Raw genomic sequence first — 25,839 nt, forward strand, 5'->3', positions numbered from 1 at the left:
ACGGTTCGGACCAGCCGCTCTCGACTATTCGCCCGGGTTTGACAGACGACGAAGCCACGGCGCTTCGCGAGATCTCCACAAGGGTTCTCTGGCTGTCCTCGGCCATCGTGGACGCCGCGAACCGTAACCGGCCCAACCCCTCGGGCGTGAAAGTCGGCGGACACCAGGCGTCGTCGGCGTCGATGGTCGACATCATGGTCGCCCTCTGGTTCCACGAGCTGACTCACGAAGACCGCGTCTCGGTCAAGCCGCACGCCTCACCTGTGCTCCACGCGATCAACTACCTACTCGGAGATCTCGACCCGAAGTACCTGCGAACGCTCCGAGAGAAGGGCGGCCTCCAGAGCTATCCGAGCCGGATCAAGGACCCCGACACGGTCGACTTCTCCACCGGCTCGGTGGGCATCGGCGCGACAGCCTCGTTGTGGGCCGCGATGTCGCTCCGGTACTTGCGGTCGCGTTCGGCCGCCGCTCCCGCCGCCGGCCGGTTCGTCAGCCTGCTCGGCGACGCCGAACTCGACGAAGGCGCCATCTGGGAGGCGATCGCCGATCCTGCCGTCCCCTCCATGGGTGAGCTCCTGTGGATCGTCGATCTGAACCGGCAGTCGCTGGACCGCGTCGTCCCGGACATTCAGATCGAGCGGCTCCAAGGCATGTTCGCCGCCGCCGGATGGCAGGTCATCACGCTGAAGTGGGGCCGCCTGATCAGCGAACTGTTCGAGCTTCCAGGAGGTGAGGAGCTTCGAGTGAGGCTCGAGGCGATGCCGAACGAGGAGTACCAGCGAATGCTGCGTGTCGACTCCTCCCAGATCGCCGACCGGATCCTTGATGGTGGAGGAAGTGACAGGCTCCGCGCACTGGTCCGCGATCTGGAGCCGGCCAGGCTCGCCGCGGCCATCCGGGACCTCGGCGGCCACGACCTCGGCCTGCTCACGGACACCTACAGCAGCGCCGCGACCAATCGGCCAACCGTGATCTTCGCCTATACGATCAAGGGGCGCGGCCTGCCCACGGAAGGGCATCCGAACAACCACTCGGCCTTGCTGACCGAAGCGCAGATGCACGACCTGGCTGAGCGATGTGGCACCAGCCTCGAAGATCCCTGGCGGAGCTTCAGCGCCGACTCGATTTCCGGCCGCCTGTGCTCTACCCGCGCCGAGCTGCTCAAACGTCCGCCGCTGCGACCTCTGCCGGAGGTGGCCGTCCCGACCTCGCTCGGCCACCCGTACCGCAAACCCACATCCACGCAGGCCGCTCTGGGTCGCCTCCTCGCAGACATCCCTCGCGATGCCCCGGATCTGGCGCCGTACATCGTCACCTGCAGCCCGGACGTCGCCTCCTCGACCAACCTCGGCGGCTGGATCAACAAGACCGGTGTGTGGTCGATCGCGGACCGCCGCGACTGGTTCGCGGACGACACCGAGCGGATCCTGAAGTGGGCTGAACTCCCGACCGGACAGCACATCGAACTGGGCATCGCGGAGGTGAATCTTGTCAGCCTTCTCGGTGAGCTCGGTGCCACCTGGAGCCGCTGGGGGCACCGGCTGATCCCCATCGGGACCTTGTACGACCCGTTCGTGTCCCGGGCGCTCGAACCGTGGTCATACGGGATCTACGCCGGCGGTCAGTCGATCCTCGTCGGCACGCCGTCCGGTGTGACCCTCGCTCCGGAAGGCGGCGCCCACCAGTCGATCACGACTCCGTCGATCGGGCTTGAGCAGCCGGCATGCACGGCTTGGGAACCGGCGTTCGCCCAAGACCTGGAGTGGACCTTCTTGCATGCGATGACCCAGGTCGGAATTCCGGGAGGAACATCGGCCTATTTCCGGCTCTCCACCCGCCCCATCGACCCCGACCTCGCACGACTGCCGGAGGAACCTGCACTCCTGGAGCGCCGCCGCCTGCAAGCCGTCGCCGGTGGGTACCGTCTCACCGACCATGACCCGGGATCCGAGCAGGTGACGCTTGTCGGAATGGGCGCGATCATGCCCGAAGTGACGCAGGCGGCTCAGATTCTCGAAAACCTCGGTATCGCGGCAGGTGTCGTCTGTCTGACCAGCGCCGACCTGGTTTTCCGATCGTTCCAGCAGCGTGGCGAGCGGCGCCCTGGTACTGGCGGCAACATCGTGGAGACGCTGTTTCCGCAGCCGTACCCGACGCCGTTGGTAACGGTCCTCGACGGCCACCCGCACACTCTTTCGTTCCTCGCCGGGGCCCGCGGAGACCGGATCCGCTGTCTCGGAGTGACTGAGTTCGGGCAGTCTTCGAGCCTCGCCGATGCTTATGCCCTGCACGGAATCGACGCAGGTTCCATCGTCGATGCGGCGCTCGGCCTGCTCGGTCGATAGCCGACCGCAAGCTCACCCCCGACGGGTCCCGTTGCAGCGGGCCGCGAACCGTTCGACGGGCCGGTGCCGCCGGAGCACGCCCGGAACGCCCAGTGGGGGAGCCGCGGAACGTCGGTGAGGTCGCAGGACGCCGAGACCGGCGACGGCGTCCTGCGGCACCCGTCGTGGCGTGGGCTGCGGTCGGACGAGGACCCCGGCGACCTCGTCCGCATCCGGGTCGCGGCGGGGCTAGAGGACTTTGAGTAGTCGTTCGGCCAGGACGGCTGCCGAGGCAGGGTTCTGTCCGGTGAACAGGCTGCGGTCAACCACCGTATAGGGCTTCCACATCTCGCCCTTGGTGAAGTTGACGCCCAGGTCAATGAGCTCGTCCTCCAGCAACCAACGGGCCTTTGGGCCGAGGCCGACCGCGTTCTCCTCCTCATTGGTGAACGCAGTTACTCGGTAGCCCGCGAACGGCGATACGCCGTGGATCCTGGTCGCCAGCATCGCGGCCGGAGCGTGGCAGACAATGGCGAGAGGCTTTCCGGAGGCGAGCGCCGCGGTCAGTAACCGGCCGGCGTCCGCGTCGACGGACAGGTCTTCCATGGGGCCGTGGCCGCCAGGGAGGTAGACCGCGTCGTAATCCTCCAGACGGGCATCAGCCAATCGGATCGGCCGCCGCATCACCTCCGCAGAGCGGATGATCGCCTCCAGATCGAGAGCGATCTGAGCGCTGCCGGCCATCTCAGGGCGCAGACTCATCATGTCCACGGTCGGGACTACCCCGTTTGGGCTTGCGACCACGATCTGATGGCCTGCCTCGGCGAGCGCCTTGTACGGCGCCGCGAACTCCTCAGCCCAGTAACCGGTCGCATGCCTGGTGCCGTCCTTGAGCGTCCAGTACGCCGTCCCGGTCATCACGAAAAGTAGACTCGCCACGGCCAACCGCCTCCTCATCCACACCTGACCGATTTGGCGCAGCACCTATCTCCAATATGACATGGGTCACATTGCGGCGGTGTGCGCCTGGTCGACGCGACCTTGAGCCGGTCACGCCGCCGCTCGGTGAGCAGGTCGGCGCCGGTGGGCAGCGCGTCATCCTTGGGGATGCGGCTCCGAGGTGGGGAGGCACCCGCCCCGGCTCGGGTCAGAACGACAACAGCTGGAACGTCCCCACCGTGCGGAAGCCCATACGGCGGTAGATCGGTTCGCCGGCGGCGCTCGAGGTGAGGGCGGCCGCGCGTATGCCTCGCTCGCGTGCCAGGTCGAGTGCTGCCCTTGTCATGGCGGTGCCGATGCCACGTCGGCGATGCTCGGGCTGAGTGCCGACGAAGTACAGGGTGAGCAGGCCGTGGCTCAGCCAGGCGACCGCGGTGCCGGCGATCTGGCCGTCGTCAAGGCGGCCGGCCAGTCTGATCACGGTGCCGTCTCCGGAGAACGCCTTCTCCCGGTCCATCGTGGCGGCGATGCCGTCCGGACGAATTCCCGAAACCCTGGCGTAGGCCGGCACGAATTCAGACAGGTCGGTGGTCTCGACGATGTGCAGCCCGGCCGGCGTGGGCGCGGTGGACGCCTCGTCGATTGCCACCGTCATGATCGGCATGCGGGCCAACTGGACCGCGCCGAGGGACGCCAGGGCGTCACCCGTGCCCGCGTCGCTGTCCGGGCCGACCCACCAGATCCGAGGGACGCCCTCGAGGCGGTGACGGGCTTCGGCAAGAGCATCCTGCGGGGCACGCCCACGCACTCGCAGCACGCCGTTGAGGGGCGCGTGCGGCACCTCGCTCCGGTAGGTCGGCAGGTCGGGGCTTCCGGCCATGCCGATGTTCCAGCCGAGGAGGTACGCGCGGTGCGCGGCGAGCAACGTGTCGAGCGATTCCACTCGCATGATGGTAAGCCGATGGGCATCAGAGCCCGGGACCACCCTGACCGGACCACGCGAAGTACGGCGCCCAAGGGCTGACGGTCGCGACGGCCGTCGCCAAGGACAGGGCCTTCACCCTCGTCGTGGCCTACCACGCATGCTGTTGAGCGCAGTGCCACTGACAGTGGATACGCAGAGTCGTGTGCTCGGCCCTCACTTTGTGGATCTCAACCTGAGGTCACATCCGAACTGCGCCGACACCGGAATCGCCGATCGCACCGATCCGGCGGCGGTAATCGCGCGGGGACGCGCCAGTGACCCGCTTGAACGCGTTGCTCAGCGCGCTCTCCGAGCCGTAGCCGACCTCACGGGCGATCGACGCCACCGTTCCGTCGCCGCGGCGCAGGCGGTCGGCGGCCAGTTCGATCCGCCAGCCGCTCAGGTAGTTGAGCGGGCCCTGCCCGACGACCTGCTTGAACCGGGCGGCGAGCGTTGACCGGGACACCGCCGCAACCTCAGCCAGCTGAGCCACCGTCCAGGAGCGGTCCGGCCGGGCGTGCATGGCCCGCAGCGCCGGGGCCACGACCGGGTCGGCGAGCCCGGCCAGCCAGCCGGACACCTCACCGGGCCTGGCGACGGCCAGGTGCAGGCGCAGCAGGTGGATCAGCATCACCAGGGCGAGATGCTCGGTGACCAGTGTCGAGGCGAGCGGCCGGTCGCGCAGCTCGGCGTCGATCTGCTCGAGTGCCCACCGCACGGTGGCGGCCTCGGCGGTGTGGCCGGGCACATGGATCACCGGCGGCAGCGCGTCGAGCAGCAGCTCCTGGGCCCGTTCACCGAAGTCGAACCGGCCGCCGACGAAGACCACGTCCTCACCGGTTCCCACCCTGGCCACACCGTCGGTGGCCGCCGCGAAGACCGGGTTGGCCGGGACCGGCCGAACCCCCCGCTTGCTGGCCAGAGTGAAGCTCCGCGGCTGCGTGAGCAGGAAGCAGTCGCTCTCGGCCAGCTTGATCGGCTCCGGCACGGCGTCGACGGTGAGCAGGCAGTGTCCGCGGCGTACCGCGTTGAACTTGACCCCCTGCGGCGGCTCGAACGACACCGCCCACTCGCCGCCGGCGACCAGCCCGACAGACAGGTGGCTGGTCGTGCCGATGAGAGTGAGGACCTCTTCGAGGGGATCGGCTAGCTGGACGCTCACGCAACTATGTTGGACCCAGGAGCATTCCAAGTCCAGTCTCCGGTCCTTACCGTCGAGACCATGACACGTATCAGCACTCCGTTCAACGCCAAGACCACGGCCGCCGAGATCCTCGCCGACGTCGACCTCACCGGGCGACGAATCATCGTCACCGGCGGTGCCTCCGGGATCGGCCTGGAGACCGTCCGGGCTCTGCGGGGAGCGGGGGCCGAGGTCACCGTGGCGACGCGCAACCCCGCCGGCGGCGAGCGGCCCTTGGACCTGAGCGACCTCGGCTCGGTGCGCGCGTTCGTGGCCGACTGGACCGGGCCCGTGCACGCTATCGTCGCGAACGCCGGGATCATGGCGGTGCCCACCCGCCAGGTCGCCGCCAACGGCTGGGAACTGCAGCTGGCGACGAACTTCCTCGGCCATTTCGCTCTGATCACCGGCCTGCACGACAACCTGCGGCAGGCCGGCGACGCGCGGGTGGTCACGGTGAGTTCCGGCGCCCATCTGCGCGCGCCCTTCGACTTCGACGACCCGCACTTCGAGCGACGCCCGTACGACCGCTGGGCCGCGTACGGGCAGTCGAAGACGGCCGATGTTCTGCTCGCGGTCGGTGTCGGCCGGCGCTGGGCCGCCGACGGCGTCACCGCCAACTCGCTGAACCCCGGCTACATCCACACCAACCTGCAGCGGCATCTCGACGATGACACCAGGCGGGCGTTCGGCTCGATGGACGACGAGGGAAACCTCCTGACCCCGGACTACTACAAGACCCCGGAGCAGGGAGCCGCCACCTCGGTGCTGCTCGCCGCGTCCCCACTGCTCGACGGGGTGACCGGCCGGTACTTCTCGGACAACCAGGAAGAAGAGGCGGTGCCCGGCGGCCCAGAAGTGCCCGGCGGCGTAGCGCACTGGGCGGTCGACCCGGCTGCCGCGGACCGCCTCTGGGACTACGCGCTCAAAGCGACACTCAACTGATGATCACCAGTCGGTGGGCGCGTCGCACCCGGATCATCCCGGTGCCTGGGCTGACCGTAGACGCCCTGTGCCCGGCGGCGACCCACGCCTACCTTCTATCGACAAGGTGAAAGTTATGACGAAGACCTGGTTCATCACCGGCGCCTCCCGCGGTTTCGGCCGCCTTTGGGCCGAAGCCGCGCTGAAGCGCGGCGACCGGGTGGCAGCCACCGTCCGCGACCCGCAGGTCCTGGCGGAAATGAAGGAGAGGGCCGACGACCGGCTCCTTCCACTCGCACTCGACGTCACCGACCGGGCGGCCGTGGTCGCGGCGGTCGACCGCGCGCACGAGCACTTCGGCACACTCGACGTCGTGGTCAACAACGCCGGATACGGGCTGTTCGGCGCCGCCGAGGACATCACTGAGGAACGGGCCCGCAAGCAGGTGGACACCAACGTGTTCGGCACCCTCTGGGTCACTCAGGCCGTGCTTCCCCATCTGCGCGCGGCGGGCGCCGGGCACATCATCAACGTGTCGAGCATCGCCGGGATCGTGGCATGGCCGTTGCTGTCCATCTACCACGCCTCCAAGTTCGCCGTCGAAGGCCTCAGCGAGGCTCTGGCCCAGGAGGTCGCCGCGTTCGGCATCAAGGTGACGATCGTCGAGCCCGCAGCGTACGCGACCGACTGGAGCGGCTCGTCGTCCATCCGGGCCATGCCCTCCCCGGCGTACCAGGACTTGACCGCCCGGAGAACAGCCATCAGCGCCGCCGCCCCACAAGCCGACCCGGCGGCCACGGCACAGGTGATCATGGAACTGGTGGACACCGCCGAGCCACCGCTGCGCCTGTTCCTTGGAGGCGCGGCACTGTCGATGGCCCAGGCGACGTACGCCGAACGCCTCGCCGAGTGGGAGAAGTGGAACCACCTTTCGGCCCTCGCCTAGTACTCCAGTGACGCTTCGCGACTCCGGCGATCCATCACCTCGGGAGTATGCGCGCGGAACGGGGACTGGTCACCCAAGGAGACGACTCCGCATGGGGCGAAAGTGAAGGGCGGCCTTTCAGACTGGTGGATCACCGGGGAGGCCCAGGTGGCGGTGGAGCATCTGGTGCATGGTCCGCCGGAACCGGCGCAGGCTCTGCGGGTTCGAGGGTCCCCGGAGTTCCCCGTCAGCCTCCAGAACGCCCCCTGTGACAAAGCCGTGGACGGACCAGATCACGGTCCAGAGCGTGTACTCGATGTCGACGTCGGTATCGGGGAGCAGATTTCCCACCGCCTTGCCGATCATCCCGGTGAGCGGCTCGACATATTGGTTCTCCAACTCCGCGACGTCCGCCGCGTCCAGCAACCATCGATGCATCCAGAGCGCCACGATGTCCGGATGCTCGACGTAGAAATCAAGGTAGCGGTCGAATAGCTGGTGAACCGAACCGTTCGCTTCGAACTCCACCGCCGCCGACTCGAGCGCGGCACGCTCCGATTGGAACGCCCGTTCCATGACTGCGAGGTAGATATCCCGTTTGCTGCCCACCTGCTCGGTGATCGTGGTGATGTCCAGCCCGACCGCCTCAGCGATCTGACGGATTGACGTGCCGTCGTAGCCGAGAGCCGCGAAAAGCCGTGCCGCGACCTCCAGAATGACCTCGGGCTGGCCCCCGTGTTCCTGTGGTGCCATTACCTGGCGCTACCCAAGGTCGCATGCGCTTAATCGGTCAAATGGAACATCTTGTACAAGACGGTCAAAAAGCGGTGGGGACCACGGGCACGTACCCGGCGGACGGTCGGGCGTCCGTCGTCCGCTCAGATCGGCCGGCGGATGGGCTGGCCGTACGGGGCCGGTCCCTGTGCCGGCCCCGTACGATCTGCGTCACTTGAAGGTGGTGAGGAACTCGCTTGTCCGCAACGCGCGGGACGAGATGCGAACGTCGCCGATCCATCCGTAGAAGCCCTGGCCGAACTGCAGGGCACTCTGCGTAGCACCGATGACGAACGGCTTGCCGAGGGTGGCGATGCCCGTCGAGGGCTGAGTGGGGTTACGGACGATCTTCGATCCGTTCACGTAGATCACCGTTGCCCGGCCGTCGTTGACCACGGCGATGTGCGTCCACTCTCCGGGCGGCAGGGCGTGGCTCCACGATGTGGGGCTCGAGTTCTGCACGTCCGGATAGACGATGTACTGCAGGAACCGCTCGGGAGACAGGTTCAGGCTGCAGGTGGGTTCGTCTTGGGAGTAGCCGTTGGTCTTGCCGGCGTCACCGCTGCGACCCTCCCAGCTGAGGATGCCCATCCAGGCATGGTCACCCTGGAACGGATCGGGCAGCTTGATGAACGCCTCGATCGTGTATCCGGAGCGGAACTTCATGCTGTTGACGGGCGCACCGGCCACGGCCTCGAGAATCGCAGCCCTGTTGGGGCCCTTGCCTCCGTCGAAGCGCAGGCTGGCATGCGCCGGCTGCCCGGTGTGGTGATCGGGCGACCAGGTGAGCAACTGGTTCGAGCCGTCGCCGATGCTCCAGTCGGCGAGCTGGATGAGCGAGTCACCGGAGTTCGCGGTGACGTTGAGCCGGTAGTACGCGTAGGCGGTCTTGTTGGTGAAGCTGTAGGTGTTGGTGGCGAACCGCCCGCTGAAGGTCTGCCCCGTCTGCGTGTCCAGGTCGGTCCACGAACTGCCGTCGTTCGACCCCTGCACCGTGAAGTCCTTGGGGTCGCGGCCCGGCGAGTCGTTCGCGGAGGTCAGCGCGTACTGCACCACCACCGCAGGCTTGGCCAGCTGGTAGGTCACCCAGCCGGTCGCGCTGAACGCCAGCCATTTGGTCGACGAATTGCCGTCCTTGAGGTTCGCGGCGGTTTCGTTCGGCGCGTTCTCGGCGCTCGCGGTCACCGCGCCGACCTGGCTGAGCAGGTTGCCTGGCACCGGAGTGCCGAGCAGCTGAACCGTCAGGTTGTTGCCGTTGCCGGTGAGGTCGGGAACCACCGTTCCGGCCGCGACGGGGCTTCCCGCCGTGCCGGCGCCGGTCAGCCCTGCCGCGTCGAAGCGCCAGTACGCCACGGTGCCCTTGGGCGTCACGACGCTGACGGGGCGCGGAGGGGGCGGCGTCACCGGGGCGAACCCCTGGAAGCGCGCGGTGAAGTCGATGTCGATGCTGAAACGGTCCGTCGGGCCGGTGAGCTCCAGCGTCTCGGCCTCGAGGGGAGACCGACGCTCCGTGTCGCGGTCCAGGAACCACGGCGAGAAGGTTTCGACGTCGACGACGTTCCGGACGAGGTCGAAGTGATACAGGCGGATCATGCCGCCGCCACCGTAGTAGCGGTCCTGGTAGTTGGTGATATGCGCGTGAACGTCGTTCCCCGCGTCGTTCTTCAGAACCGTGCGCGCGGGCGGCCAGAAGTGACCGTTGAGCGTGAGGAAGATCTGGTCGTTACGGCGAATGATGCCGTCCCACAACTGTTGCCCGTAGGCGGACAGGTACGCCGTGCCGTTGTCGCCCGGAGCGACCAGTTCGTGGGTGGTGAGAATGACGGGCAGCGTGCGGTGAGCGTCGATGACGCCCTGCGCCCACGTCACGCCCTTGTCCGACAGTCTCCAGTCGAGCGCGAGGATCAGCCATTCACGGCCGCCCGCCCGAACCACGTGGAAACTGTTGTAGCCGTCGGGGGAGGCGCCCCGGAAGGTCGGCGACTTGGCGAAGCGCTGCGGACCGAAGACGCTCAAGTAGGGCGTCTTTCCGCGCTGGTCGTCCGACGTGACGTCGTGGTTTCCCGCGAGCACGCTGTACGGCACCTTGTTGTCGATGGCCCGGAAGGTCTTGCCCGCGAGCGTTTCCTCCTGCTCGGTGCCGTGCTCGGTGACATCGCCGAGGTGCGTCATGAACGCGATGTTCAGGTCCGCGCGTTCCTGAATGAGGTAGTCGAAGGTCTTGAGCAGTGGCTCGGGGTTGGCGCTGTCCGCGTCGAAAAGGTATTGGGTGTCCGGCAGCACGGCCAAGGCGAAACGGGGGCTCTCCTCGTCGAAGTGCCCGTTGCCGCCGGCGCGGTGTCCATCGTCCGCGCTCGCCGGAGAGGCGCCTACCAGCGTCGACAAAGCGCCGACGGCGGGAGCGGCCAGTGCGGCCTGAATCAGGGCTCGGCGTCCGACACCGTGCTGTTCGCCTACGTTGTCCATCAGTCTCCAACCGCTGCTTCCTAGGTAACGGCCGGACCGTATTCAGTACGCACGGCTGTCCGGTGAAGCAGATCTGAATCGTGGGAGCCGGACGCAGGAAGATAAAGGGGTCAATCCCGGGATTAACAGACTCCGGGCGTGATGCGGGTTGACCCGGATGGTGCCGTCGATGGTCGGCTACGTGACCTGGCAGCCGCCGGTGATGCCGGTCATCGCGCCGGGTCAGTCCAAGACAAGGCGTTCGTTGCGGATGCGTGTGCCGGCTTGCTTGAGCCTGTGGAGGACGGGCACGATCTCGGCCTGTCGGATGGCGGGGATGGCGCCGATCTTAGTGGTGACGTAGGCGTATTCAACGGCCACCGGGGCCACCAGAGCGTGGCCGAAGGCGCGGAGGTCATCGTCACGATGGCCGGGATCGGTCCGGACGTCCCGACCGGCACGTTCCGCTACCGCAATGGAGCGATGCCGTGGTGATCAAGGCTCATCTCCCTGGCCCGGCCTCCGGCGGGCGGCCCGCGCGGGCAGCGCGGAGGCGGAGATAGCGCTGCTCAGGGAGGTTGAGCGTGCGCCGTGCGGCCAGCTCGTAGCGCGCGCACGCCGCCTCGTGGTCGCCCGCGAGGTCGAGCAGGTGAGCCCGTACGGCGTGCAGGCGATGATGGTCGGCGAGCGCGGGATCCGCCTCGGCGGCGGCCAGATGCCGGAGCCCGGCCTGTGGTCCGTGCACCATGGCGACGGCGACGACGCGGTTGAGCGTCACCATCGGCCCCGGCGCGACGGCGTCGAGCAGATCGTACAGCGTAAGGATCTGCGGCCAGTCGGTCTCCTCGGCCCGGGGAGCCTCGTCGTGCACGGCCGCGATGGCGGCCTGCAGCTGGTAGGGCCCGACCGGGCCGTGGGCCAGGGTGCGGCTGATCAGCGCGACGCCCTCGGCGACGGCGGCGGCGTCCCACCGGCTCCGGTCCTGGTCGGCGAGCGGGATCAGCGCGCCGTCCGGGCCGACCCGCGCGGGTCGGCGGGCGTCGGTGAGCCGCATGAGCGCCAGCAGCCCCGCCACCTCGCCATCCTGGGGCAGCAGGGCGTGGAGCTGCCGGGTGAGGCGGACGGCCTCGGCGGTGAGCTCGACGCGGTGCAGCGCCGAGCCCGAACTGGCCGTGTACCCCTCGTTGAAGACCAGGTACAGCACTTCGGTGACCGCCGCCATACGGGCGGAGCGCTCGTCGGGCGGAGGCATCCCGAACGTCGCGCCGCTTGCCCGGATCGTCTGCTTGGCGCGGCTGATCCGCTGCGCCGCGGTCGCGGGAGGCACCAGCAGCGCGCGGGCGATCTCGGCGGTGCTCAGCCCGCCGACGGCCCGCAGCGTCAGCGCCACCTGGGACGCCGGGGTGAGCGACGGATGGCAGCACAACATGAGCAGGGTCAGCGTGTCGTCGGAGGCAGGCGCGGGCTCGGGCTCCGGCGGGGACAGCAGGGCGGCGGTCTCCTCGCGGCGGCGCCGGGCCGTGTCGCTGCGCCACAGCTCGGTCCACCGGCGCGCGGCGACCCTGACCAGCCAGCCCGGCGGGTTGGCCGGCACCCCCTCAGCGGCCCACTGGACGGCCGCCGCCAGCAGCGCCTCCTGCACGGCGTCCTCGCACGTGCCGAAGTCGCCGTACCGCCGCACGAGCACGCCGAGCACCGTCGGCGCCAGGGTTCGCAGCAGCTCCTCGACCCGGGCCGGCTCGCAGGTCTGATGGGCGCCGCTCACACGTCGAGGACGGCGTGTAGGTCCATGACCGGGCGAACCTCGATCTCGCCGTACGGGGCCAGGCGCGCCGCGTGGGCGAGCGCGCGGTCCATGCTGTCGCAGTCGACAAGATAGAAACCCGCCAGGTGCTCCTTGACCTCGGCGAACGGCCCGTCGCCCGCGACCGTGCGGCCGTCGCGCACCATGACGTGCCTGGTCAGCGACGGGTCGGCCAGCGCCTCGGTGACGATCAGCTCGCCGGACGCGGCCAGGTCGTCGGTGAGGGCCAGGTGACGGCGGCCGACCTCCACCTTCTGGGCCTCGGACAGCGCGTCCCAGGCGGCGGGGTTGCTGTGGATGAGGATCACGTACTTCATCGGCGCCTCCACGGCCTTCACGTCGTCCGGGGGCGGATCGTCCCCATCATCATGTCGAAACCGGCGTCCCGGTTTCTACACCCCTTCGCGAGAACCCGCCCATCCCGGGTTCCTCGCCAGGGAACGCACCACCGCACCGACCCTCCGAGAAGGGACGCCTTCCATGACTATGGAGACTTCGAAGACCCCGGAAAGCTCGAAGACCAAGGAGAGCCCGGACGCCGGGCCGCCGCTCGCCGCGCCGGATCCCCGGCGGTGGCGGGCACTGGCCGTGCTGGGCCTCATCCAGTTCATGCTCGTCCTCGACCTGACGATCGTGAATGTCGCCCTGCCGCGCATCCAGCACGCCCTCGGCTTCTCCGGACCGGGCCTGGCCTGGGTGGTCAACGGGTACGCGCTCATGGCGGGCGGCCTGCTGCTGCTCGGCGGGCGGCTGGCCGACATTTACGGCAGGCGGCGGCTGTTCCTGGCCGGGGTGGCGGTCTTCGCGCTCGCCTCGGCCGTGTCCGGGGCGGCGGCCGGCGCGGGGATGCTGGTGACGGGACGCTTCGCGCAGGGCGTCGGCGAGGCGCTGGCCGCGCCCGCCGCGCTCGGCCTGATCGCCCTGCTCTTCACCGACCCCGGCGAAAGGGCGAAGGCCCTCGGGGTTTGGGGTGGGCTCACCGGCCTCGGCGGGATCGCGGGGACGATCATCTCCGGGGTGCTGACCGACCTGGCGTCCTGGCGCTGGATCTTCTTCATCAACCTGCCGGTCGCGCTGGTCGTCCTGGCCCTCGTGCCACGCCTGGTGACCGAGAGCCGGATGGCCCGCGACCACTGCCGCCTCGACCTCACCGGAGCGGTCACCGCCACGGCCGGCCTGGTGGCGATCGTGGCGGGCCTGCAGCAGGCCGCCACTCACCCGTGGGGCTCGTGGCAGGTGCTGGCGCCGCTGCTCGGCGGGATCGTCCTGCTCGCGGCCACGGTCCTGGTCGAGGCGCGCTCGACCGCGCCGCTGATCCCGCCCCGGTTCTTCGCCGACCGCACCCGGGTTACGGCCAACATCCTCAGCCTGCTCAACACGGCCGCGTTCTTCACGTTCGTCTTCCTGCTCACCCTGTACGAGCAGCAGGTGCTGGGGTACTCGCCGCTGCAGGGCGGCCTGTCGTACGTGCCGTTCGGGGTGGCTATCGGCGCGGGCATCGCTCTCGGCAGCGCCCTGCTGCCGCGCGCCGGGGTGCGTGCGCTCCTGGTCACCAGCTTCCTCGGCCTCGCCGCAGGACTCCTCATAACCTTCCGCCTCGACGTGGTCGGCTCGTATGTGGGCGGGGTCCTGCCCTGCATGCTCGTGGTCGGCCTGTTCACCGGGATGACCTTCCCGGCGCTCCTGGACGCCGCGCTGCACGGCGTCACCGGCGAGGACTCCAGCGTGGCCTCGGCGGTGCAGAACACCATGCAACAGGTGGGCGGCGCGATCGGCCTCGCCTGCCTGGCCACCCTGGCCTTCCGCCAAACCGGACCCACCCCGTCCGGCGCGACTGCCGTCGACGGCTACCTTTCGGCGTTCAAGGTGGCCGCCGCCGTCCTCATCGTGGCTGCGACGGTAGCCCTGACCCTCTCCTCCCGAAACCGAACGCCGTAGGTCCGGCCCCAAGGTTGCGTGACGGGCCGCTAGGAGGCCCACGGGGGAGTGTGCTGGTCGCCCGGTACCACGCACCGGGCCTCGACCGTGCTGGAGTTGGAGGCTTGCGGCACCACCTGGCCGTCGACGGTGATGCGGCAGGTCACTTCCCTGCCCTCAGGGTAGCTGTCCACCGACATGGACAGCTCCGGCACCGGGCCGACGATCTCCACGGTCTGCCTGTGAGGTAATCGCACGGGGCCGCTCTCAAGCGCTGGGATCGAGGCCGCCCAGGAGGCGTAGTTCACGGTCGATTGCGATGACGCCCCATTTGGGCTTTCGGCCTCGAACACGACCGTATGACGGATCTTCGCCTCTGCGGGGTCGACCACACGGGGGGATGGTGTGGTGCACTGCGCGCCGCAATTTCCGGTGTCGAAGAAATAGAGGACCAACCCCAGGACGGGGGCCAGGAGGCAGACCAGGCCGACGACTCCGATCAGGATGAGACCTACCGTGAGCGCAACGTTCGGTTTGGCCGGCGCGGTGGCGTGATGGGGTGGCGGCTGTCCGGGAGGGCCCTGCTGGTGTGCCATGGTTCGGCTCCGGGAGGTTCGGCTACGCGCTCCAAGCCGGATGATCCTCGCGGAGCGGCTGAGGTCCAGATCGTGACATCGAATCGTTAGCCCACCGCACTGCAGCCGAGGCCACGGCCATAAGAGCACGCCAGGGCACGATCGCGACGAATGATGGAGCCCCAAAGGGGGCATTTGCAACATTTGCATCATGACAGCCGCTCTTACAGATCTCTAAAGTCGTGTCAGGTGTGATCTTCGGCCGCGCGGTTGTCCAACTGCACTGCCGGCCCCTAAGGGAGGGTCTGGTGAAAGCAAAATCCCTCGTGGCGGGTGCTGTCGCTCTGGCAACGGCTGCGGCACTGCAGCTGTCCGGAGCCGGCTCAGCATTCGCAGACAAGCCGTCCGACCCGAGTCCGTCCAGCAACTCCGCTCATGGCGGTCCGGTCATCGACGACGTGCACAACGTCCCGACGACCGCTGTCGCAGGCAACGTCACGTTCATCGACAACGTCAAGGGCGTCAGCGGCTACTCGGGTCTGAACTTCATCCACTACGACAAGTACGGCTACGACTTCATGTTCGCCAACGGCACCGGCGGCCTCGCCGTCTGGTCGCTGAAGAACCCCAAGCACCCGGCCCTGATCTCCAAGATCACGGCGGCCGAGCTGCGCCAGCCGGGGGACACCCAGGACAGGTTCTGGGAAGGCGAGAACATGACCGTCGACCCGAAGCGCAAGCTGGTCTTCCTCAGCCGGGACCCGCGCGGCTTCGGCGGCACCGTCTCCACCGGTCAGTCCGGCGTCTACATCGTCGACGTCAAGAACCCGTGGAAGCCGGCGACCGTCATCTTCCAGCCGGTCCCGGCCGGGCACACAGCCACGTGCATCAACGACTGCACGTACCTGTGGTCGGTCGGTCCGGCGAACACGGGCACGCCGGGCCAGGACCCGTCCTGGAAGGGCGTGCCGATCCGGGTGACCGACATCCGCGACATCAAGCACCCGCGCACCTTCGACGGGGCGCTCGATCTCGGCCGGTTCGACGGGACCACGGACTACGTGCACAGCGTCGACGTCGACAAGAACGGTGTCGCCTGGGTCTCCGGTGAGGGCGGCGTACGCGGCTACTGGACCAAGGGCAGGCACTACGACCCGGTGCAGAAGCGCAACCGGGTCGCGACCGCGTACGACCCGGTGCCGTACGCCGGCGGCACTGTCGTCCCCACCAACCCGGCGGGCACCGCCTTCTTCGACTTCTTCGACCACAACGCGTACCACAACACCGAGAAGCTCGGCTCCTTCGACAAGGGCGAGCTCCTCTACATCACCAACGAGAACATCACGGCCTGCTCCCAGGCGGGTGAGTTCAAGATCGCCTCGCTGAAGGGCAGCTACGACGGCGAGAGCTGGCGGTCCACGCCGGAGAAGCCGTTCCGGCTGGACCTGATCAGCCACTGGTCGCCGTGGGGCAAGGAGGGGTCGGCCACCACCGGTAGCTGCTCCGCGCACTGGTTCACGGTGAACGGCAACATCGTCGCGCAGGCGTGGTACGGCCAGGGCACCCGTTTCCTCGACGTGTCGGATCCCAAGAACCCGACCCAGGTCGGCTACTTCCGGGTGCCGGCGGGGGAGGGCGTGACCGCCGGCTCGGCGTCGGCCGCCTACTGGCACAACGGACTGGTCTACGTCGCGGACTACAACCGAGGCGTCGACGTGCTCCGGTTCGACGGCAAGCTGGCCGGAAAGCCGGACAAGAAGATCTGCTGGAACTCGTGCGACAAGTGACCGTCTGAGGCGAAAGCTCCGGCCCGAGCGTGGCGACGCTGCGCTCGGGCCGTCTTTCGGTGGCGACGGGCATGGAGGTAGGACGGGCGTGGAGATCACGTTTGGGGTGCCGACCCCTCTCTCGGGCGACGGCACACTGCGTACGGACCAGCACGGATGATGCGCGGCGTGAACCACACGGGCCATCGTCGGGCCCGGCTGATCGCGCGGCTGGCGGTGGTCGCGATCCTCGTGGCGTGCGGTCTGGTCGCGGATCTCGTCTCCACCGCGGTCACGCGTCCGGCGTACGCGCATGCCTACCTGACAAAGAGCTCGCCGGTCGACGGCCAGGTGCTGCACTCGCCTCCGGCCGACGTCAGGCTCACCTTCAATGAGGCGGTGAGCTTCAACCAGCGGTCGTTCCAGCTGCTCGACGTGACCGGGAAGAAGCTGGCGATCGGTGCTCCCGGTTACGTGGATGGGAAGGCCAACACGGCGCGGGTGAGCCTTCCGGCGAGTTTGGTGGAGGGAACCTACGTCCTGGCCTGGCGGATCACCTCCGCGGACTCGCACGTGGTGTCGGGGGCGTTCAGCTTCAGCATCGGCCGCCCGAGCACGCTGGCCACCCCGGTGGAGGAGGATGTCAGCCCTGCCGTTCCCGTCGTCGACGCCGTCGGTCGCGCCCTTGCGTTTCTCGGTCTGGCCCTCGCCCTCGGTGGTGCACTGTTCGTCGCCGTGCTCTGGCCCGCCGGCCGCGACGACCGCCGCGGCCGGGGCATCGTGTGGTCCGGTTTCGCAGCCTTGACCGCGGGCACCGTGGTCGTCCTGCTCGTACAGGGGCCGTACGCCGCGGGCACGTCGCTGACCGAGGTGTTCGACCCTGAGCTGCTCAGCGCGACGCTGTCCACGCGGTTGGGTCACGCGCTGTCGGTGCGGCTGTTGCTCGTGCTCGCTCTTGGTGTGGCCTTCTGGATCGCTGTACGCCCCTCCTCGTCCCCGGCTGACGTCCGGACGGACGGCGCCAGGACGTCTGGCGCTGGGACGGTCGGAGTCGGAGTAGCCGGCGTCGGGGCCGCCTGCGCCGTCCTCCTGCCGTTCACCTGGACGCTGGCGGATCACGCACAGACTGGCGAGCAGACCTGGCTGGCCGTACCTGCGACCAGCCTGCACCTGCTCGCCATGGCTCTGTGGCTGGGCGGCCTGATCACGCTCGCGGCCTGCGTGCTCCCCCCAGGGAGGGGGCGGGAGCCCACCGGCGCCGTCTCCCTGGAACCCGCGCTCCCGAGGTTTTCCACGCTCGCGCAGATCTGCTTCGCGGTGATCGCGGTGACGGGCGTGTATCTGGCCTGGCGGCAGGTGGGAACGTGGGGCGCGCTCGGCGGGACCGGCTATGGGCAACTGCTTCTCGGCAAGCTCGCCGCCGTCCTCGCCGTGGTGGGTCTCGCCGCAGGAGCGCGGCGGTTCGTGCGGCGGCGCGGTCGCGACTCCCTCGGCCTCGATGCCGCGCCTTACACCGCGGTGCGCCGGCTGCGCCGCTCGGTCGCGGGTGAGGTCGTGCTCGGGGTCGCCGTCGTGTCGATCACGGCCGTGCTGGTCAACACCGCCCCGGCCCGCACCAGCTACGCGCCGCCGGTGCATACCACGGTCCCTCTTCCCGCCGCCGTCGCGGACGCGGTCGGCCCAGCCGCCGGGCTAGGGGGCGGCTCGGTCGAGGTGAAGATCGAGCCCGCGAAGCTGGGAAGCAACGTGGCCGACATCTACATCACCGGGCGGAACGGCTCGCTGGTCGCGGTGCCCGAGGTCTCGGGTGCGCTCGAGTCGCGCGACCGCAGCGTCCCGGCGCTGCCCGTAAAAGTCTCCGCGGCCGAACCCGGCCACTATGTGGCGAACTCGATGTCCATCCCGTACCCGGGGGAGTGGGTCCTGCGGCTGGACATCCGAGTCTCCGACTTCGACGAGACACCCGTGCGTGTCCCGTTCACGACACACTGAAAGGCTGGTAACACACATGCGAGGCGCTGACAGGAAGGCGTCCCGGCTCCGAGCGACCATGACCGCTGCCGGCGTGATCGCCCTCTGCGTCCTGGCGGGCTGCTCCAACGGGGCTCCGCAGCCGCTGACCAAGCCGCCCTACACCGTGAACTCCATCCGGTCCGGCCTCGTCAGCCCCAGCGACCTGGGAAAGGGCGCCACCGAGTTCGAGGACACCGACCACGCCTCGCACGTCATCTACACACCCCCGAACAGCATCCCGACCTGTCCGTACGTCCAGCGCTCGGAGGACGCCCAGGTCGACGTGCAGCCGGCGATCGAGCCGGTGGGCGGGAATCCGACCGGGCGGTTCATCGTCGGCCCGCAGCGCGTGGGGCCGTCGTCACTTCCGGTCGTCACCCAGGGCGCAGTGGTCTTCCAGAGCCCCTCGCTCGCCGACGGCACGATGGACACCGTCGTGGCCGAGTCCGCCAAGTGTCCGGAGGCGTTCAGCGTGCTCGGCGGACCGCCGTCCGTCGTGGGCGCTTACAAGGTCGGCAGCCGGCCGATCGAGATGGATGGGTGGAAGGGGTTCGCCCAGCATCTCGTGCACACCTCGCCCCCAGAGATGAACGCGGACACCTACGACGATCTGGTCACCGTCGTGGTGCACAAGGCCAACGCCATCGTTTACGTCGGCTACGCGCAGATCAAGGCGGTAGGCCAGCGTGCTGACACCGACGAGAAGGTCAAGGCGTTGATGACGACGACGCTGGCCCGCCTCGGTTAGCGATCTTCCATGAAGATCACCTATTGATGGTCGAAGAACAGTGAGAGCCGTACCTACTGGAGGAGCGTTGAGCGCTAGAGCCCCCCTGACGGGCACTATCACCGTACCCGTCACGGCGCCCGCGCTGCGGATGGGAAGCCTGGGTCCGGCACACGCCGGCACGCCCGGTCCGGTCAGCTCTGGCACGGTCGGGGCCGCCGAGGCGACCAGCGCCCGATCGTCTGGAATGACCCGGAGAGTGCGCATGCAGCGCCGCGCCGTACGTGGCCTTGTAACCGCGGGTGTGGCGGCCTGCCTGGTCGGCGTCATGCAGGCGGTGGCGTTCGCACACGTGACGGTGAGCCCGGAGACGGCCACCCAGGGCGGCTACGCCGCCTTGACGTTCCGCGTCCCCAACGAACGCGACGACGCGAGCACCACCGAGATCGAGGTTCAGCTCCCGACCGACTCCCCGCTGGCTTCGGTCTCGGTGAAGCCACATCCCGGCTGGTCGTACGAGATCACGAAGACCAAGCTGGCCACGCCGATCGAGGTGCACGGCGCCCAGATCAGCGAGGTCATCGGAAAGATCACCTGGACCGCGGCGGATTCGAAGTCAGCGATCAAGCCTGGTGAGTACGACGAGTTCTCCGTGAGCGCCGGACCGCTGCCCGAGACCGACCGTCTGGTGTTCAAGACGCTCCAGCACTACAGCGATGGCGAGGTGGTGCGCTGGATCCAGGAGCCGGCCTCCGGCGCCGACGAGCCGGAGCGGCCCGCGCCAATGCTCCGGCTCGTGCCCAAGGGGGACACGGCGTCATCCCCGTCGACGGGCACCGCCCGGGCGGCTCTGGCCGCGGGTAGCACGTCTGAGACCGGGTCGGGCGCGGGAGTTCCGTGGGCGATCGGGCTGTCCGCGGCCTCGCTGGTGATCTCCCTCGCGTGCGCAGCGACGATGGCCGTGCGGTCGCGCCGGACGCGATAGCGCCTGCTCCTGCGGGAGCCGCACACGCCAGATCATCGCCTGCGCCCATGGCGGGTTCTTGGCAGCTGGTAGGTCCGGGGTCTGGCCGAACGCCGAACCGCCATGTGCGTGGGCTTGGAGGAGCGAGGCGGGGAGAGGAGTGGGCCCGCATTCAACTGCCGAGAGCACGCTTTTGTGGATGGATCGTCTCGCCGCGGGCGAGCATTTCGACGAACTGGGTGATGCGGCGGGCTCGGGTCTCGGCGCGTTTGGCGTTTGCGACTCGATAGAGGACGGCGTAGCGGTTCTGGGACGTGAGGATGTCGAACATCGCTTGCGCCCTGGGTTCTGCGGCCAACGCGGCGGCCAGATCGGACGGCATCTCGATGCCCGCTTGTCCCGCGTAGGCCGCGTCCCAGCGACCGTCGGCCTTGGCCCGCTCGACCTCGGTCATTCCGTCCGGGTGCATCCGGCCCTCGCTGATCAGACGGGTGACGATGCCAACGTTCCGCGCTGACCAGGGACTTTGTGTCCCACGGGGGGTGAAGCGCCGGCAGAAGGTGATCTCATTCCGCCGTCGTAGCTGGCCATCGATCCAGCCATGGCACAGGGCCTCATCGAGCGCCTGGTCGTAGGTGAGGCTGGTGGGTTCGGTCGTGTTCTGCTTGGCGAGGACCAGCCACACTCCTGCAGAGCTGTCGTGGTGCTCGCTGAGCCACTCCCGCCAGGCGCGGGCATCGGTAACGGTCAGTTCCAGTAGTTCGTCGCTCATCGTCATGTGCCCCTGATGATCATCAAAGGGATGGTTGTCGGCGGTCACCCGAAGGTGGGAGCCCAGGACGGGGGCCTGCCGGAAGTGGCGCTGGATCGGTCAGCGGTGGAGCCGGCCGATCACGTCCTTCGCCACGTCGCCACCGCGGCCTCTGGACGGAGGACGCCCGCCCGCCTTCACCAGGCCTTGCCGGCCTGCTCCCGGATCGTGTGGTTGATCCGGTTGAAGAAGTTGGTGATTGCGATGTTCAGGATGATCGCGGACATCTGGTTCTCGTCGAAGTGGGTGGCAGCAGCGTCCCAGATCTCGTCGGTCACGCCCGGCGCGCCGTCCTGGATCCGGGTGGCGGCCTCGGTCAGGGCGAGCGCCGCCCGCTCCTCCTCGGTGAAGAACGGGGTCTCGCGCCAGGTGACCACGTTGTGCAGCCGCTCATCGGTCTCTCCATGCTTCTTCGCCGACTGGACGCCGGCGAACACACACGGGCTGCAGCCGTTGATCTGGCTGGCCCGCAGATGGACCAGCTCGAGCACGAGCGGGTCGACGCCACCGGCGTGAATCGCCTTGTGGAGATGCTGGATCGCTGTGATCACGTCGGGATTCGCCACGCTCTTCATGCGTGCTTCCATGGGTCCTGCCCCTCGTCGGTTACGTGCGCCCACCCGGGCCCGTCATCTAACGGACCTTGGCGGAGGTCATCGTCGTCGTAATGGACTTTTCGGCCGAGGAGTTCTCGGTCATGCCGGCGACGTTACGGTATGACCCGGTCAGAAACGGTCCTGGTTATCGAGCAGACTGTCAGCCGTGGTCAACACCTCGGCGCGGCTGCTGCAGCTGCTTTCTTTGCTGTCAACGCGGCAGTCCTGGACGTGCGCTGATCTTTCCGCCCAGCTGGAGATCACCGAACGGACGGTTCGCCGGGACATCGCCCGGCTACGTGAACTCGGCTACGGCATCGAATCGGAGATGGGCCCATGGGGCGGCTACCACCTCGGGCCCGGAACCAGCATTCCGCCACTGATCCTTGACGAGGAGGAGGCCCTCGCGGTCGCTGTCGGGCTGCGCACCGCCGCCTTCAGCGGAGTCTCCGGCAGCGACCAGGCAGCCCTGTCGGCGCTGCTGAAACTACGCCAGGTGCTGCCTGCCAGGATCGCCGACCGGCTCGGCGAGCTGGACGCCGCGTTCACCCACACCGCACGACCCGATGACAGCCAGATCTCTCCCGCGCTGCTGCTCGACCTGGCCACCGCGTGCCGGCGAGGCGAACGCACCCAGTTGACCTACCGCGACCGGGCCGAAACGACGTCCACCCGCCGAGTGGACCCCTACCGGCTCATCTACACCGGCCGCCGCTGGTATCTCCTCGCCTACGACCTGACGCGGCAGGACTGGCGCACCTTCCGTACCGATCGCATCATCGATGCCACAGCCACCGGGCAGGCCACTGCCCTGCCCGACCCGCCAGATCCAGCACAGATGGTCAGCACGGGCATCGCGCTGAGGCCCCACCCGGTGCGGGTGACCATTCGCCTGGCCGTACCGGCCGATGAGGCCCGCAGGCTGGTACCACTAACGGTCGGCGTCCACCACCCGGACGGCGATGACGCCACGATCATCGACATCGGCGGGCCAGACGCCGACGGCCTGGCCCGCTACCTGCTCAGCCTCGGCCGACCACTCCAGATACTGCACCCAGAAGAGGTCCGCCAGGCATTCCTCACCCGCACACAACAACTCCTCAAGGACAATCAGTGACACAAGCACCCGCCGATAGCTGAGTTCTGGTACCAAGCTCAGCGACCGGTGGTACCACCCAGATGAGGCGGATTCATGTTCAGCGAGTGCTGGTACCAGCCGATCGAGGCTGCCTGGTCGTTGATCGGCTGGGCGTTCTCCCACCGGGCGTGATCTCCACCTCAGGTGGAGATCACGCTGTTTCATGCCGCGGGCTGAGGACACCCGGATGGGGCACCGATAGCGTCTCCCGACATCCACCGGCGAACTCGCGCTCGACGATGGCGGCGCTCAGCCTGCCCTGCACCACCCAGGCGGCGACGTTTACGCCAACCCGGCCGGCCCGATGGCGACGACGTCGTAAGTGGTGCTGCCCATGTCAGTTTCCCTTCGCGGCGCGGCCGAGACGGAAGGCCGAGATGAGGAAGAAGATGCCGCCGGGGATGGCGTAGCCGGCCGCGTTGGTCAGCGTCGGGTTGTCCGCGGTGGCACCAACGATGAACGACGCACCGGCGAGTACGGAGATGCCGCCGCTGATGATCATCGGCCACTGGCCGCCCATCTTGCGGCGAGTGACACCCACAATGAGCTGGACCAGGCCGGCCACGACCGCCCAAACGCCCCACACGCGCAGCACCGCCGGGATACCGGACGCGCAGGCGATGGCCACGCCGATGGCGGTGATCAGGCTGACCGCGATGTTCACGTACAGCAGGGCAGGTGATCCGGTGGTACGCGACGCGCGGACGTCGATGATGGCGGCGGCCACGTCGAACAGCGGGTAGAGCACGAGCAGAGTGACCGCGACCGGGCCCAGTTTCGAGGCGGTCGTGAACATCACAAGGGCCCAGACGATGGCGAACGCGAACCGGACGAAGTACAGCCGCCGCAGTGCGGACGCGGTCCCGGAAATACCGGGTGAAGCAGCGATAGCGGTCATGATGATCCTTTCGGTGGATGAGTGATGAGAAGAGCGGTTCAGCACGTCCCGTGGTCGGCCTTTCCGATCAGGTAGGCGACCAGGTCGGCGTGGCTGACCATGGCAGCGTGCGAGCAGTTCACCTCGTCGGTGTGAGCATTGGTCCGCATGGCCTGGTCCCTGCCTGCTGAGCAGGTAGCAGGACGAGATGGTGTGCCAGGCCGCCGCGCCAGCCGCAGCATTGCTGATCATCGCGACGCCGTAACGAGTGACCGACCAGGATGGTCGGGCCGTGTTTGCTGTGGGGCACGTCCCTGACCGCGGCCGGGTCGATGGGTAGGCCAGGCAGCGGATTTGACGTGGCGATCACTGCGTAGCCGGCGCCCAACCGGGTGATCATGCCGGCCGAGCTGGACGAGTCCACCCAGCCACCGTGCACCAGGACGACGGTCGGCTTGGGCGCGGCCAGCCGGGCCGACTGCGGTGACCGTGGCCGTACCGATGAACAGCGGGGGCGGTGCGCACTTGAAGACGACGAGCCACTGGAATAACTCTCCCGCAAGACAGAACGTTCTATCGCGGCACAGCATGGCAATTTACGACGCACGCTGTCAAGACCGAACGTTCTACCCACTAAGGTGGTGGCATGCGCAGGCAATCCGAAGGCCGGCCATCCGAAGCGCGATCCCGGCTGCTCAACACGGCTACCCGACTCTTCTACGCAGAGGGCATCCACGCCGTCGGCATCGATCGCATCGTCGCCGAAGCACAGGTGACGCGGGCCACCCTCTACCGGCACTTCCCCGGCAAGGAAGACCTCGTCCTCGCCTACCTGAACGAGGTCGACCGAGCCATGCGCAGCCAGGCGGACGAGGCCATGACCGTCGGACTGCCGGCCGCCGACACCATCCGGGCCCTCGGCGAGTCCATCGCCCAGGGCATCCAGTCCCCCGGCTTCCGGGGATGCGCCTTCCTCAACGCCGCTGCCGAATATCCCGACCCCGAGTCCCCGGCGCACAAGGCCGTGCTCGCCCACCGCCAATGGTTCCTGGAAACCGTCACGGAACTGCTGGCCAAGATCCGGGAGACAGCCGCTGAGCCCGCCGCCCGCCACTTCGTGATGATGCGCGACGGCGCCATGGCCGCCGGCTGCCTGTTCGACCCGGTACTGGTCTGCGAGACCTTCCTGCGCGGAGTCGACAGGCTCCTGCAGGAATAGTGCTCGGCATGCCAGATGACCTCGCCCACCACGTCAGCCCCATGCCCGGCAGGGCAAAGCCCGCAGGCATCGCGGTGATTTCAACCAGACCCGTCGCGTCCGGCACGCTATCGATACGCAGGAAAACGAAGAAGGGCTGCCGACCGATGACACAGGTCCCGATCGGAAGAGCTTGACACGAGACAGCCCACGAGCCTGGGCCCTGCTTGCGACTTCGACCCCATCGTCCGGCCAGAAGTACTCGCTCACATACCGGTGGTCAATCGCGGGTACGGCGGTGACGCTCAGCGTGTAGTCCTTTTAGCCGTTACGTCGCCGGGTCCTGCCGCAGTCCGGTGAGCAATAGCGTGATCATGCGCCGGGTGTAGTCGATGTGCGCCGGGCCGGGCGTGCACAGGTGTGCGACCGCGCGGAGGAGATCCATCGCGCTCGCCCCGCCCTCCATCGCCCCCGTGACTCGCGCGCCCTGCAAAAGCTCGTCAAGTGTCGGCTCCAGCCGTTCCAGCAGTTGTGCGCCGAGTCCGGCGAAGGTCGCTTCGCCCGACTGCAGCGCCGCTGCGAGACCATGTTTTGTGAGGACGAACGCGCAATAACGGTCGAGCCACAGTGTGAGGGCATCCATCGGCGTGTGCGCCGCGGCGAGTTCCTGGGCCGTTTCGACGCACTCGTCGACGTCATGCTGCAGTACTGCGAGTACGAGATCGGTCCGCTTGGGGAAGTGGCGGTACAGGGTCGCGACTCCGACCCCGGCCTCCAGGGCTATGTCCTTCACGTGCGCGTCGACGCCGTCGCGGGCGAATACGGTGCGGGCGCCCTCGACGAGCGCCTCGACGTTGCGGCGGGCGTCCGCACGAAGGGGCGTCTGCGGCACCGCGTCGTTCCTGCTGGTCATGGGCACCTCTTTTCGCCAAACGGAATCTGATTCCATATAGTAGCGAAGGTGGCAACCGG

The 25,839-nt window shown here is 68.2% G+C and carries 24 protein-coding genes; 12 read left to right on the forward strand and 12 right to left on the reverse strand.

The window, feature by feature from the left end:
* The first annotated feature begins 38 nt into the window (after positions 1-38).
* Positions 39-2,348 carry a thiamine pyrophosphate-binding protein gene (locus Pmi06nite_RS37925; protein ID WP_239114485.1) on the forward strand — a complete coding sequence of 770 codons (2,310 nt, stop codon included), beginning with the start codon at positions 39-41 and terminating at the stop codon, positions 2,346-2,348.
* 114 nt (positions 2,349-2,462) lie between these two features.
* Positions 2,463-2,594, forward strand: coding sequence for a hypothetical protein (locus tag Pmi06nite_RS42810; RefSeq protein WP_275409648.1), 132 nt, complete (start codon positions 2,463-2,465; stop codon positions 2,592-2,594).
* Here the strand turns inward: Pmi06nite_RS42810 and Pmi06nite_RS37930 are convergent.
* The 3 genes from Pmi06nite_RS37930 to Pmi06nite_RS37940 all read right to left on the reverse strand — a co-directional run bounded on the left by Pmi06nite_RS37930 (position 2,577) and on the right by Pmi06nite_RS37940 (position 5,392).
* Positions 2,577-3,266 (reverse strand): type 1 glutamine amidotransferase domain-containing protein, encoded by a 690-nt coding sequence (locus tag Pmi06nite_RS37930; RefSeq protein ID WP_203958059.1) that lies wholly within the window; start codon positions 3,264-3,266, stop codon positions 2,577-2,579. The genes Pmi06nite_RS42810 and Pmi06nite_RS37930 overlap by 18 nt on opposite strands.
* 208 nt (positions 3,267-3,474) lie before the next feature.
* Positions 3,475-4,209: a GNAT family N-acetyltransferase gene (locus tag Pmi06nite_RS37935; RefSeq protein ID WP_203958060.1), complete on the reverse strand. Its 735-nt coding sequence runs from the start codon at positions 4,207-4,209 to the stop codon at positions 3,475-3,477.
* A gap of 220 nt (positions 4,210-4,429) precedes the next feature.
* On the reverse strand, positions 4,430-5,392 hold the full coding sequence (locus tag Pmi06nite_RS37940) for an AraC family transcriptional regulator (RefSeq protein ID WP_203958061.1): 963 nt from the start codon (positions 5,390-5,392) through the stop codon (positions 4,430-4,432).
* Between the two features lie 60 nt (positions 5,393-5,452).
* Between Pmi06nite_RS37940 and Pmi06nite_RS37945 the strand changes: the two genes are divergently transcribed.
* Both Pmi06nite_RS37945 and Pmi06nite_RS37950 read left to right on the forward strand, forming a co-directional pair.
* Positions 5,453-6,358, forward strand: coding sequence for an SDR family NAD(P)-dependent oxidoreductase (locus tag Pmi06nite_RS37945; protein WP_203958062.1), 906 nt, complete (start codon positions 5,453-5,455; stop codon positions 6,356-6,358).
* 115 nt (positions 6,359-6,473) lie between these two features.
* Positions 6,474-7,283, forward strand: a complete 810-nt coding sequence (locus Pmi06nite_RS37950; protein WP_203958063.1) for an SDR family NAD(P)-dependent oxidoreductase — start codon at positions 6,474-6,476, stop codon at positions 7,281-7,283.
* A gap of 117 nt (positions 7,284-7,400) precedes the next feature.
* Here Pmi06nite_RS37950 and Pmi06nite_RS37955 read toward each other — a convergent pair whose 3' ends face one another.
* Together Pmi06nite_RS37955 and Pmi06nite_RS37960 are read right to left on the reverse strand one after the other, a co-directional pair.
* Positions 7,401-8,015, reverse strand: a complete 615-nt coding sequence (locus tag Pmi06nite_RS37955) for a TetR/AcrR family transcriptional regulator (protein ID WP_203958064.1) — start codon at positions 8,013-8,015, stop codon at positions 7,401-7,403.
* Between the two features lie 192 nt (positions 8,016-8,207).
* Entirely contained in the window at positions 8,208-10,502 is a 2,295-nt protein-coding gene (locus tag Pmi06nite_RS37960; protein ID WP_203958065.1) for a LamG-like jellyroll fold domain-containing protein, read from the reverse strand.
* A 138-nt stretch (positions 10,503-10,640) separates the two neighbouring features.
* On the opposite strand from Pmi06nite_RS37960, the gene Pmi06nite_RS37965 reads away from it, so the two are divergent.
* Entirely contained in the window at positions 10,641-10,976 is a 336-nt protein-coding gene (locus tag Pmi06nite_RS37965; protein WP_203958066.1) for a hypothetical protein, read from the forward strand.
* A 7-nt stretch (positions 10,977-10,983) separates the two neighbouring features.
* Here Pmi06nite_RS37965 and Pmi06nite_RS37970 read toward each other — a convergent pair whose 3' ends face one another.
* Entirely contained in the window at positions 10,984-12,246 is a 1,263-nt protein-coding gene (locus Pmi06nite_RS37970; RefSeq protein ID WP_203958067.1) for an RNA polymerase sigma factor, read from the reverse strand.
* Positions 12,243-12,602 (reverse strand): YciI family protein, encoded by a 360-nt coding sequence (locus Pmi06nite_RS37975; RefSeq protein WP_203958068.1) that lies wholly within the window; start codon positions 12,600-12,602, stop codon positions 12,243-12,245. The genes Pmi06nite_RS37970 and Pmi06nite_RS37975 overlap by 4 nt, the downstream gene beginning before the upstream one ends.
* 163 nt (positions 12,603-12,765) lie before the next feature.
* On the opposite strand from Pmi06nite_RS37975, the gene Pmi06nite_RS37980 reads away from it, so the two are divergent.
* Positions 12,766-14,223 carry an MFS transporter gene (locus tag Pmi06nite_RS37980; RefSeq protein WP_239114486.1) on the forward strand — a complete coding sequence of 486 codons (1,458 nt, stop codon included), beginning with the start codon at positions 12,766-12,768 and terminating at the stop codon, positions 14,221-14,223.
* A gap of 29 nt (positions 14,224-14,252) precedes the next feature.
* Here Pmi06nite_RS37980 and Pmi06nite_RS37985 read toward each other — a convergent pair whose 3' ends face one another.
* A complete protein-coding gene (locus Pmi06nite_RS37985; RefSeq protein ID WP_203958069.1) occupies positions 14,253-14,798 on the reverse strand; it encodes a hypothetical protein in 546 nt (181 codons plus the stop codon).
* A 287-nt stretch (positions 14,799-15,085) separates the two neighbouring features.
* Here Pmi06nite_RS37985 and Pmi06nite_RS37990 point away from each other — a divergent pair, with 287 nt between their 5' ends.
* The 4 genes from Pmi06nite_RS37990 (at position 15,086) to Pmi06nite_RS38005 (ending at position 20,268) form a co-directional block, all read left to right on the forward strand.
* Positions 15,086-16,564, forward strand: a complete 1,479-nt coding sequence (locus tag Pmi06nite_RS37990; protein ID WP_203958070.1) for an LVIVD repeat-containing protein — start codon at positions 15,086-15,088, stop codon at positions 16,562-16,564.
* A 168-nt stretch (positions 16,565-16,732) separates the two neighbouring features.
* On the forward strand, positions 16,733-18,535 hold the full coding sequence (locus Pmi06nite_RS37995; RefSeq protein WP_203958071.1) for a copper resistance CopC/CopD family protein: 1,803 nt from the start codon (positions 16,733-16,735) through the stop codon (positions 18,533-18,535).
* A gap of 16 nt (positions 18,536-18,551) precedes the next feature.
* Positions 18,552-19,304, forward strand: coding sequence for a hypothetical protein (locus tag Pmi06nite_RS38000; protein WP_203958072.1), 753 nt, complete (start codon positions 18,552-18,554; stop codon positions 19,302-19,304).
* A 67-nt stretch (positions 19,305-19,371) separates the two neighbouring features.
* Complete coding sequence (locus Pmi06nite_RS38005; protein WP_203958073.1) at positions 19,372-20,268, forward strand: YcnI family copper-binding membrane protein; 897 nt, start codon at positions 19,372-19,374, stop codon at positions 20,266-20,268.
* Between the two features lie 151 nt (positions 20,269-20,419).
* Here the strand turns inward: Pmi06nite_RS38005 and Pmi06nite_RS38010 are convergent, their stop codons facing one another.
* Both Pmi06nite_RS38010 and Pmi06nite_RS38015 read right to left on the reverse strand, forming a co-directional pair.
* Positions 20,420-21,067 (reverse strand): YdeI/OmpD-associated family protein, encoded by a 648-nt coding sequence (locus Pmi06nite_RS38010; protein ID WP_203958074.1) that lies wholly within the window; start codon positions 21,065-21,067, stop codon positions 20,420-20,422.
* A 128-nt stretch (positions 21,068-21,195) separates the two neighbouring features.
* Positions 21,196-21,633, reverse strand: a complete 438-nt coding sequence (locus tag Pmi06nite_RS38015) for a carboxymuconolactone decarboxylase family protein (protein WP_308442561.1) — start codon at positions 21,631-21,633, stop codon at positions 21,196-21,198.
* 187 nt (positions 21,634-21,820) lie between these two features.
* Here Pmi06nite_RS38015 and Pmi06nite_RS38020 point away from each other — a divergent pair, with 187 nt between their 5' ends.
* Entirely contained in the window at positions 21,821-22,771 is a 951-nt protein-coding gene (locus Pmi06nite_RS38020) for a helix-turn-helix transcriptional regulator (RefSeq protein WP_203958076.1), read from the forward strand.
* Positions 22,772-23,129: 358 nt separating this feature from the next.
* On the opposite strand, the gene Pmi06nite_RS38025 is transcribed toward Pmi06nite_RS38020, so the two are convergent.
* Complete coding sequence (locus tag Pmi06nite_RS38025) at positions 23,130-23,690, reverse strand: hypothetical protein (protein WP_203958077.1); 561 nt, start codon at positions 23,688-23,690, stop codon at positions 23,130-23,132.
* A 625-nt stretch (positions 23,691-24,315) separates the two neighbouring features.
* Between Pmi06nite_RS38025 and Pmi06nite_RS38030 the strand changes: the two genes are divergently transcribed.
* Positions 24,316-24,888, forward strand: coding sequence for a TetR/AcrR family transcriptional regulator (locus Pmi06nite_RS38030; RefSeq protein ID WP_203958078.1), 573 nt, complete (start codon positions 24,316-24,318; stop codon positions 24,886-24,888).
* A 307-nt stretch (positions 24,889-25,195) separates the two neighbouring features.
* On the opposite strand, the gene Pmi06nite_RS38035 is transcribed toward Pmi06nite_RS38030, so the two are convergent.
* Positions 25,196-25,780, reverse strand: coding sequence for a TetR/AcrR family transcriptional regulator (locus tag Pmi06nite_RS38035; protein ID WP_203958079.1), 585 nt, complete (start codon positions 25,778-25,780; stop codon positions 25,196-25,198).
* Positions 25,781-25,839 lie beyond the last annotated feature (59 nt).

The organism is Planotetraspora mira (assembly GCF_016863275.1).
GTDB classification, from domain to species: domain Bacteria; phylum Actinomycetota; class Actinomycetes; order Streptosporangiales; family Streptosporangiaceae; genus Planotetraspora; species Planotetraspora mira.

Coding starts and splice junctions, on each gene's coding strand:
- Pmi06nite_RS37960 (WP_203958065.1), bottom strand. CDS start 10,502: ATGGACAACGTAGGCGAACAGCACGGTGTCGGACGCCGAGCCCTGATT.
- Pmi06nite_RS37945 (WP_203958062.1), top strand. CDS start 5,453: ATGACACGTATCAGCACTCCGTTCAACGCCAAGACCACGGCCGCCGAG.
- Pmi06nite_RS37985 (WP_203958069.1), bottom strand. CDS start 14,798: ATGGCACACCAGCAGGGCCCTCCCGGACAGCCGCCACCCCATCACGCC.
- Pmi06nite_RS38025 (WP_203958077.1), bottom strand. CDS start 23,690: ATGACCGCTATCGCTGCTTCACCCGGTATTTCCGGGACCGCGTCCGCA.
- Pmi06nite_RS38030 (WP_203958078.1), top strand. CDS start 24,316: ATGCGCAGGCAATCCGAAGGCCGGCCATCCGAAGCGCGATCCCGGCTG.
- Pmi06nite_RS37975 (WP_203958068.1), bottom strand. CDS start 12,602: ATGAAGTACGTGATCCTCATCCACAGCAACCCCGCCGCCTGGGACGCG.
- Pmi06nite_RS38000 (WP_203958072.1), top strand. CDS start 18,552: ATGCGAGGCGCTGACAGGAAGGCGTCCCGGCTCCGAGCGACCATGACC.
- Pmi06nite_RS37980 (WP_239114486.1), top strand. CDS start 12,766: ATGACTATGGAGACTTCGAAGACCCCGGAAAGCTCGAAGACCAAGGAG.
- Pmi06nite_RS38035 (WP_203958079.1), bottom strand. CDS start 25,780: ATGACCAGCAGGAACGACGCGGTGCCGCAGACGCCCCTTCGTGCGGAC.
- Pmi06nite_RS37950 (WP_203958063.1), top strand. CDS start 6,474: ATGACGAAGACCTGGTTCATCACCGGCGCCTCCCGCGGTTTCGGCCGC.
- Pmi06nite_RS37955 (WP_203958064.1), bottom strand. CDS start 8,015: ATGGCACCACAGGAACACGGGGGCCAGCCCGAGGTCATTCTGGAGGTC.
- Pmi06nite_RS38015 (WP_308442561.1), bottom strand. CDS start 21,633: ATGAAGAGCGTGGCGAATCCCGACGTGATCACAGCGATCCAGCATCTC.